Origin of the sequence: Streptococcus mitis, assembly GCF_002096895.1 — a bacterium.
Lineage (GTDB): Bacteria > Bacillota > Bacilli > Lactobacillales > Streptococcaceae > Streptococcus > Streptococcus mitis_AH.
The window spans coordinates 19,304-28,498 of the sequence record NZ_NCVI01000013.1; the positions used below are offsets into that span (position 1 = coordinate 19,304).

At 40.2% G+C, this 9,195-nt stretch carries 3 protein-coding genes; all 3 read right to left on the reverse strand.

What is annotated here, in order from left to right; translation table 11 throughout:
- Positions 1-44: 44 nt before the first annotated feature.
- The gene (locus tag B7697_RS00515) at positions 45-7,376 is read right to left on the reverse strand and encodes an SIALI-17 repeat-containing surface protein (protein ID WP_084949785.1); all 7,332 of its coding nucleotides are present in this window, start codon (positions 7,374-7,376) and stop codon (positions 45-47) included.
- 365 nt (positions 7,377-7,741) lie between these two features.
- Positions 7,742-8,599 (reverse strand): bifunctional methylenetetrahydrofolate dehydrogenase/methenyltetrahydrofolate cyclohydrolase, encoded by an 858-nt coding sequence (locus B7697_RS00520; RefSeq protein ID WP_049552281.1) that lies wholly within the window; start codon positions 8,597-8,599, stop codon positions 7,742-7,744.
- Between the two features lie 157 nt (positions 8,600-8,756).
- A partial coding sequence (locus tag B7697_RS00525; protein ID WP_142358989.1) for an LPXTG cell wall anchor domain-containing protein occupies positions 8,757-9,195 on the reverse strand: 439 nt, incomplete at its 5' end.

The window sequence follows — 9,195 nt, forward strand, 5'->3', positions numbered from 1 at the left end:
CGTTCATATAGAAAAGAGGGGACAAAGCCCCTCTACGGAACATCTTATTTTTCCAAAAATAAATCAATTTCTTTTTTACTTTTTGCTACAAAGATAGCAGATAAGGCTAGTCCAACACTTGCTAAGAAAATAGCTGTTTCTGACTGCTTTTCACCAGTTTCTGGCAATCTCTTGTCTTCCTTGGCAACTTGAACTGGTGCTTCTGGAGTCTGAGCTTTTTCTAACGAACTTAGTTTAAACTCTGGTTTTTCTACTGTCGGTGCTGGTTGGTCACCTACGGTTGACAATGGACCTGTATACTCTGGTAGTTCATGTTTCAAGGCCATAACGGAGTTGACTCCACCTTGGAACTCTGGTTTCTCTACTGTTGGAGTGGCTTGATCGCCTACGGTGGCTAGAATTCCTGTGTATTCTGGAACTTCATTGACTGCTGCTTCTACAAAGTTAGAACCACCTTTAAATTCTGGAACTTCGTTGACTGCTGCTTCTACAAAGTTAGCACTGCCTTTGAATTCTGGAACTTCATTGACCGCCGCTTCTACAAAGTTAGCACCGCCTTTGAATTCTGGAACTTCATTGACTGCCGCTTCTACAAAGTTAGCACTGCCTTTGAATTCTGGAACTTCATTGACTGCCGCTTCTACAAAGTTAGCACCGCCTTTGAATTCTGGAACTTCGTTGACTGGCGCAGGTTCCTCACCCTTACTATTTGAAATAAATGGTTTTACTCCTACCTCGATAATACGATTTTGAGCTTTTCTTTGTTCAGAATGAACAAGAGTTCTATTAGTTCCTGATACTTGAATATAGTCAACTTTTTCTCCAGCTTGTCCTTCAGAAACTACACGACGTTGACCTTGAGCAAGTTCAGGGTTTTCACGAATAACTTCTTTAAACGGAAGCGGAGTCTTTTCAATTTCCAAGCTTGGAGCTTCTGCAACTAAGTTCTTAACGCCTTCTGTAGGTGTTGTTTGGAAGGTAGACTTAAAGTGTAAACGATATTCTTTCACCAGATTTCCATCTTTGGAAACAAGACGAACAAGTGTTGGAAGATTTGTATTTCCATGATCCACTACTGTGACTACTCCATGTCCACTAGTTGTTGCAGTGACTTTTGGTTTAGTTCCCATTGTTGTTAGGGTGTACTCTGTCACATTTGGATCAAAGTTTTCCAATGATTTTCCATCGATAGAAATAGTCGCTGATGGTGTTTCGACTTCTGCTCCCTTGCCTGCAGAATAGGCTGTAAATTCGACTACTGCTAGCCCGTTAGTAGTCGACTTACGGGTCATTCGAGCACGAATAGCTGTCGCTTGAACCGGTTCAAAGTTAAACTCGATTGGTTTCCCAGCTACTAATTCTCCAGAAGCCTTGTAAGGAATTGGTGCCCAATTTTCTGCCTTGTTAAATGGATGTTCAGCATTTTCTTCATAACGAGAAATAGTACTTGGTTCTGTAAAGGCAGGGCCAATATATCTTTCTAGAACCATTTTCTCTGGGGCATCTGTTCCACTATCTTTAAAGAACTGAATAGCTACTTTTCCAATAGATTGGGTGGCAATTTTACCGTCCTTCTTAAAGAGTAGTCCGACAGAAGTTTCTTCATTTTTCGGAGTACGAGACCAGTTTGTCCAACGTCCATCTTCATTGTATTTTCCATCATTGATATAGAAAATTCTATCATGTGAAGCTGCTTGTGTATCGTTCGTTGTCGAAGCAAAGGCTTTAGAATCCGTTTCATTGTTGCTTGGATTTTCTGAGATGGCTTGATTTCCTTTAGCTACAACTGTCACTTGCATGGTAGTTGTTAGATTTGTACCGATGACATGACCGGTAATTTCAAATGTTCCCTCATGCTCTGTCGCATGTTCAGGAATAGCATCCCACTTCACTGCAAGTTTAGCTGTAGTCCAAGTAGTTGAATTTGGATAATAAACGCTTACCTCTGAAGGAAGTTGAAGATTGTCTCCAACATTCAAGATTTTAGCACTATTTTCTGCAGCAAGAGGTTGACTAGTTTCTCTCTCATCATTGCGGAAGATTCTATATTCTTTCAATACCGTACCATCTTCTGCTTTTAAGATGAGACGTGTTGCACCTTTTGGACTGGTTGCCGGAACAACTGTTACCAAACCATTATTGCTAGCGGTTGCAGTGATTTCTTTGCTAGATTGAGGAATATAGTAATCAGTCTTAGATGGATTAAAGTGTTCAAGATCCTTGCCATCTACCTTGATAGAAATCTCTGAACTTGTAGAGCTTAAAACCTTGTTTCCAAGAACAGTTATCTCTGTGAGACCAACACCTGAAGTTCCATCAGCCTTCTTCATGCGCATACGAACAGCATAGGTTTCTACCTTGTCAAAGGTAAAGTGATTGGTTTGAGTTGCAGATAGCTGGCTTGGAGCATGTAAGTTTTCAACTACCTTCCAGTTGGCTGGATTATTAAATGGATGATTAGTATCACGCTGAGCATTGCTGACATCACTTGGTAAATCTGGAATTTCTTTACCTACATAATATTCAACTACATATTCTTTTGGAAGACCAATTGCTCCATCAGTGTAGAAATCAACCGACAAATTGTTGACAAAACGTTTCGTCAAGTCTCCTGAATTACCAAACAAGATAGAAGCCCAGTCATTATCTGTATTTGTTCTCCAAGTAGTCCATCTATTTTTAGAATCTGTTGGCGTTCTTGACACAGTTAGGTCGTTCAAGGTATTAGCTGAATCATCTCCTCCTGTATTGGATACAATGGCAGCTGGCAATTGTGACCCTGTCCATTGTTTAGAGATATTATTTCCAGCAACAACTTGACTAGACACTCGAACATAGGCTTTAGTAGTCAGATTGCTACCCACTAAATGACCATTGATTTCATAGACTCCTTCAGTTTGACTAAAGTTGGCTGGAACCTGATCCCAAACTACATCTTTATAGATAGTTGTTCCATTAGAATGGTAAGCACGAACATTAGCTGGCAATTGAACTGTCTCACCCTTAGGAAGAGTAAGGCTGATTTCCTCTGCAACTTGCAAGCCTTCAACTGTCACCGTTGCTTGAGCTTCAATATCTGTGCCTTCTACATGTCCTTTAAGCGTAAAGCTATGATAATACCCCAATTCTTTTTCATCTACCTTGTCCCAAGTTACAGATACTTTGCGTGGCAAGCCCTTATCAAATTCTGCTCCAACTTCTTTAGGTAGATTCGGTTGCTGATGAATGTCTGTAGAAACAGATACAGGATGAAGTTTCACAATCTTCTTGCCGACTTTATTTTCTTTAATCACTACTTCAGTAGTTACAGATTCTGTTTTCTCTGTTTGATTATCGATTCGAGGTGTCAAAGTCACTCTTCCCTTAGTATAGAGCAACAAGTTCTGTCCATTCACCTCAAGATGCCCACCATCAGATGATTTAGCTTCTAGGTGAATATCTGAAGCTGAAAATTCTGTTTGAGAACCATCCTCATAACTACCAATGACACGATAAGTTAAGACCTGATCTTCAGTAGCAGTTTCTTTTCCTTCCACAACTACTTCCAAACGTTTCAAGGCAGGAGCTTCCTTCACAAACTGAATTAAGTAAGTTTGAACCAAGTCACCCTTTTGGTCACTCAAGAAGACAGAAGCCTGATAACTATTATCAGCAGAAGCTTGCTGAACAGTTACTTGATAACCAGTAGTCTGAGCTCCAACACTTGGAATTGTTCCAGTGTAAGGAAGGGATACACGGTAATAAGTCTTGCCAGACTCGAAGTTCTCAAGAGCTTTATCCCCAACAGTAAGTCCTGTAATGCTACTTGTTGTTTCCTTACTGCTTGCGATAAAGGTTGACGTAACTTCATGGCCATCATCTACTAATTTACCAGTAGCTTCCGTACGTCCCCCTTCCTTGGTCAAAGCAGCAGGATCTTTCAAAGTCCAAGAAACAACATCTGTATCGATCAAACTACCATCTGTCAGAACAGCTGTGACTGTTTTATCCAAATCAGCTGCAGTTATACCAACTGGTACTGTAGAAACTTTTGGTAACCATCTATCTAAGGCAATCACTTTTACAAGTGCCTCAGCTTTGGCTTCCAAACCTTCTACACGTCCAGATACTTTTTTCTCACCTGCGCTTGTAAGCAAGTCAGCTGGCACATCCCATGTTACAGTCTTTTCCTCAACACTACCGTCACTATAAATAGCTGTTACTGTTTGAGGCAATTCAGGATTTGTAGTCACGTCAGTTGTTGCTTTAACAGGAGCAAAGGCTACAAAGTGACGGTTTTCTTTCTTACCAGACACAGTTGCGACCGTTGCGCTATCAGATGTCAAACCAGCAGAATCTGCATAAAGAGTAAATTTACCTTCTTTTTCTGTTGATTTTACAATGACAACTCCTTTACCATTGAAAGCACGTCTTTGCCATGTTCCATCCGCTTGAGCTTTGTAGCGCTCACGGCTAGCTTGTTCTCCGTTATCCACACCAACGATCTGTCCCTGACCATGAAGATTGAAATGAACAAGATTATTCGCTGTCGGAACCACATTCCCATCGCCATCAACAATTTCGTAATGGATGTAAGATAAATCTTTACCATCTGCTGTGATAACATGCTCTTCTTTAGTCAGACGAACCCTTGCTGGTTCCCCTGCAGTTGTCACACTATCACGCGCAATTTCGTTTCCTTTTTCATCTCGAGCAATCGCAGTCAGTGTGCCGGGTTGGTATTTCACAAGCCACTCAAGATACAATTCACTTGGTTTAGCCCCTTCATGATAAGGACGTCCATCTTCTGTCCTTTTCTTCGTATATTCCTTTTTACCAAGTGACTCTCCATTTAAGAACAATTCGACACTTGCAGCATTTGAGAAGGTACGAACTGGAACCTTTCCATCGACCAGCATCTTACGATCCTTAAGTGTCTCTTCAGTCCAGTTCCAATGTGGTAAAATGCGAACAGTTGGCTTTTCTTTAGCATTATACCATTCACTACGGTAAAGATAAAAATCATTCTTCGGTAAACCAGCCGTATCGATGATACCAAAGTAAGAGCTCTTCACAGGTGTATTATCTTGGTTATGCCATGGAGTTGGTTCCCCAATATAATCAATACCTGTCCAGATAAATTGTCCAGCATAGCCAGCGCGATCACGGTCAAAAGTCCATGACTCAGTAGCTGTTCTTCCCCACCCAACACGGTCATTACCATAATCAGATTGTTCATAGTGACGATTTGGACGGTTATCGTGTCCAAGGATTTGAGCAGGATTGTAATAAGAATCACGCGTTCTAGTAGCAGAAGATGTCTCAGAACCATAAATGAGCCAATCTGGATGCGCTCTACGAACCGCATCATAAAAACGTTCACCATAGTTCATACCGACAGCATCCATGATTTCTGCGAGTTTCAAGAAATCACCTGTCGCTGCACGACTAAATTTATTTTCACCCATGGTGACATAACGTTCAGTATCAATTGCCTTGATAATAGCCTTCAGACGTTTAGCCGTTTCGATAGAGCGAGGACTACCATTTGCCTCTTCTACCTCATTTCCAAGAGACCACATGACGATAGACGGATTGTTCTTATCACGTTCTACCATTGTTCTAAGATCAAAATCAGACCACTTCTCCCCCTTCTTAGCTTCAGGATGAGTTGCATCTTGATCAAAGAACCGTCCATAGTCGTAAGTCTTCTTGCCACCATACCAGGTATCAAAAGCTTCCTCTTGAACCAAAAGACCTAAACTAGCCGCAGCATCAAGCAACTGAGGGCTAGCTGGATTGTGGGTTGTTCGAATAGAGTTAACCCCCATATCTTTCAAGAGTTTTAATTTACGATAGGTAGCCTTATAATTTTCTTCTGCCCCCAAAGCACCATTATCATGGTGAATACTTACACCGTGGAATTTCATCCGCTCGCCATTTAGAGAAAATCCTTCCTTAGCAGTCCAATTGAAATAACGGTAACCAAAAGTATCTTCTGTTACATCAACAAGTTTCCCTTCCTTGTATACCTTTGTTTTCAGTACATACAGTTGAGGGTGATAACTTTTCGTAGTCCAAAGTGTTGGCTTATTAACTAGAATTGTTTGATTGAAATCTACTGTTTCATTTTCTGACAAAACCTTAGTTGCAGAACGAGTTAATTCTGAAACAGGCTTACCCTCCTTGGTAAAAATTTGTTGTTCCACAAAGACTTTAGCAGCCTTCTTATCCGTATTCTTAATCTTACTTTGAACCTGTGTTTCAACATTCCCTTCTTTTTGCTCAGCAAGTTTTGGAGTAGTGATATGATTACCATTTTCGGTAACATGAACTTTATCACGATAACTAAGGGTTACATCACGATAAATACCACTTCCAGAATACCAACGACTACTTGGTTGTTTATTGGTCACTTGAACAGTAATTGAATTTTCACTACCATCCTTGTTTAAAAACTTAGTGATATCATAAGAAAAATGATTATAGCCACTTGGATAATGTCCTACAAATTTACCATTTACATAGACCCTAGAATCCATGTAAACACCGTCAAAATTGATACGTACATCCTTGTTCTTATCAGCTTCATTAACTGTGAACGTTTTGCGATACCAAGCCGTTCCACCATTTAACTGTCCACCTTCGTTTCGAGCAGGAGACTTATGGTCAAAATCAAAATAAATACTCCAATCATGCGGAAGATTCAATTTAGACCAATCATGAACATCCACATCTTTTTTTGAAAAATCGCCTTGGGCATTTAGTTTAAAATACCAATCTTTATTAAAATCTTGTTTTCGCTCCGATAATAGCTGTTTTTCCTTTTCAACTTCAGCTTTGTTTGACTCTCCAGATAGTGCTTGCGATTTTTCAGAAGAAGGTTTGATCTCTGTGTCTGCTTTCACTTGGTCCTTTTCAGAAGTTTTTTTAGAATCCTCTTTTACTTCTGTTCCAGCTGTTACTGCAGATTCAACAGGCTTTGGATTTTCCTCTTCAGATTTCTGTTTGTCCTCAGCCTTGGTTCCTTCTTCTACTTTATTTGGAGTTTCCTCTTTAGGACTAGCCAATTCATGACTACCATCGTTAGCAGGTCTAGTAGGTTCTGTATCCTTAGTCACTTTATCTTCTGTCGACTCAGCTTTGGGTTTTACAAACTCACGCCCACCATTCTCATCAGCCTTTGCGATAGCAGCTGCCACATCATCGGGAAGCTTATCTAAAGGCTGAGCTTGATGAACAGTTGTTTCTCCTGTTTGAGTATTGGATGAAGCCACCTCCTCAGCTTGTACAGCTGAAATTCCAAATATACTAGCCCCAATCATTACAGATGCCGCACCTATTGCAAATTTACGAATGCTATAATGACAACGTTTATCAAAAAGTCTTTTGTTCATTAAAATCCTCATTTCTTTTTCTTGATACAAAGTAAGCGTTTACTTTATTTTAAAAAATAACCTCCTTCTGAATACACAAACAAGTACCAAGTTCGATAATGTATTTTATATATTTAATATATCAAAATAAACCTAAAGTTGCAATCATTTTCCATTAATTTAACCTAATAAAATGGTATGCAAGATAAGTTCATTCAAAAGAAATAGGTGCAATGAAAGTAGCTTTCTATTCTAGACTCTTTCCAATACAAATTTCATTCTATTAATAGCATTTTCATACTTCAAATTTATAGTTTATGGACTCATATCATTTTAGACTGCATTATATAAAAAGAAGGTAAAACATTATTCTACCTTCTTTTTTCCTATTTTCTATCCAATGTCCGAAGTGCTGCTTGATAAGTTTGCTCCATCAGCATGGTAATGGTCATAGGACCTACACCTCCAGGAACTGGTGTGATGTGGCTAGCAAGTGGGGCAACTGCCTCATAATCAACATCACCACATAGCTTCCCATTTTCATCGCGATTCATCCCAACATCAATGACAACTGCTCCAGGTTTAACAAAGTCAGCAGTCACAAACTTGGCACGACCGATTGCAACCACCAGAATATCTGCTTTAGCAGCCACCTTGGCAAGATTATGAGTCCGTGAGTGAGTCAAAGTCACTGTAGCATTCTTTGCCAAAAGAAGCTGGGCCATGGGTTTTCCGACGATATTGGAACGACCGATGACGACCGCATTTTTACCTTCCAAGTCAATCCCATATTCATGGAACATTTCCATAATCCCTGCTGGTGTAGAAGGAATCATGACTGGATGACCAGACCAGAGACGCCCCATGTTTAAGGGATGGAAACCATCCACGTCCTTTTCAGGATCAATAGCCAATAAAACTGCCTCTTCATCAATATGTTTTGGCAATGGTAACTGGACTAATATCCCGTGCCATTCTGAATCTTGATTGTATTTGGCAATCAAGTCTAACAATTCCTCTTGGGTAATGGTTTCTGGAACTCGGACTACTTCACTACGAAAACCAGCTGCAAGGGCAGAACGTTCCTTATTTCGAACGTAGACTTGGCTGGCAGGGTTGTCCCCAACCAAAATCACCACCAAACCAGGTACTAAACCTGTTTCTTCCTTTAATCTTGCAGTCTTTTCAGCCAGCTGTCCTTGTAACTTAGCTGCTAGAGCCTTCCCATCAATAATCTGTGTCATATCACTTCTCTTTTCTTTCAAATATCTTCCATTATACCAAAAACTGTTAGTCCCCTCTAACACTTCTTTCCTAGGCAATCCTATAGTTTCAAACTATAAGAAAAAGGAGCGGATATTCCATCCAACTCCTTATTCTTATTAGAAAATCTAATTAGATTTAATCTTCTTTTTTCTTACGAGCAAGAAGTCCAAACCCTCCTAGTGCTCCAAGAAGTCCGAGCGATGCTAGACTAGCGTTAGCTTCTGTACCTGTGTTAGGCAACTCTTTTTGACCTTCAACATATTTAGGTGTTTCTTGTTTAGAAGGTTGAGCTGGTTTAGCAGGTTTTTCTACTTCCCTAGGATTTGGAACATAGTTAATTGGTGTATCCTCACCTGGGTTAGTTGGAACATTTGGTACTTCGTAACCTTTAGTTGGATCGTTTGGATCTACTGGTTTCAACGGATTACCATCTTTATCCTTAGGTGTGTATCCTGGCACGTATGGAAGAACTGGTTTATCCTTGCCTGGTTTGGTTGGATCTGTTGGATCGTTTGGATACTTGATTGGGTCTGTTGGTTGACCTGGGATGTTTGGTACCCATGATCCTAGTGGT

Coding starts and splice junctions, on each gene's coding strand:
- B7697_RS00515 (WP_084949785.1), bottom strand. CDS start 7,376: ATGAACAAAAGACTTTTTGATAAACGTTGTCATTATAGCATTCGTAAA.
- B7697_RS00520 (WP_049552281.1), bottom strand. CDS start 8,599: ATGACACAGATTATTGATGGGAAGGCTCTAGCAGCTAAGTTACAAGGA.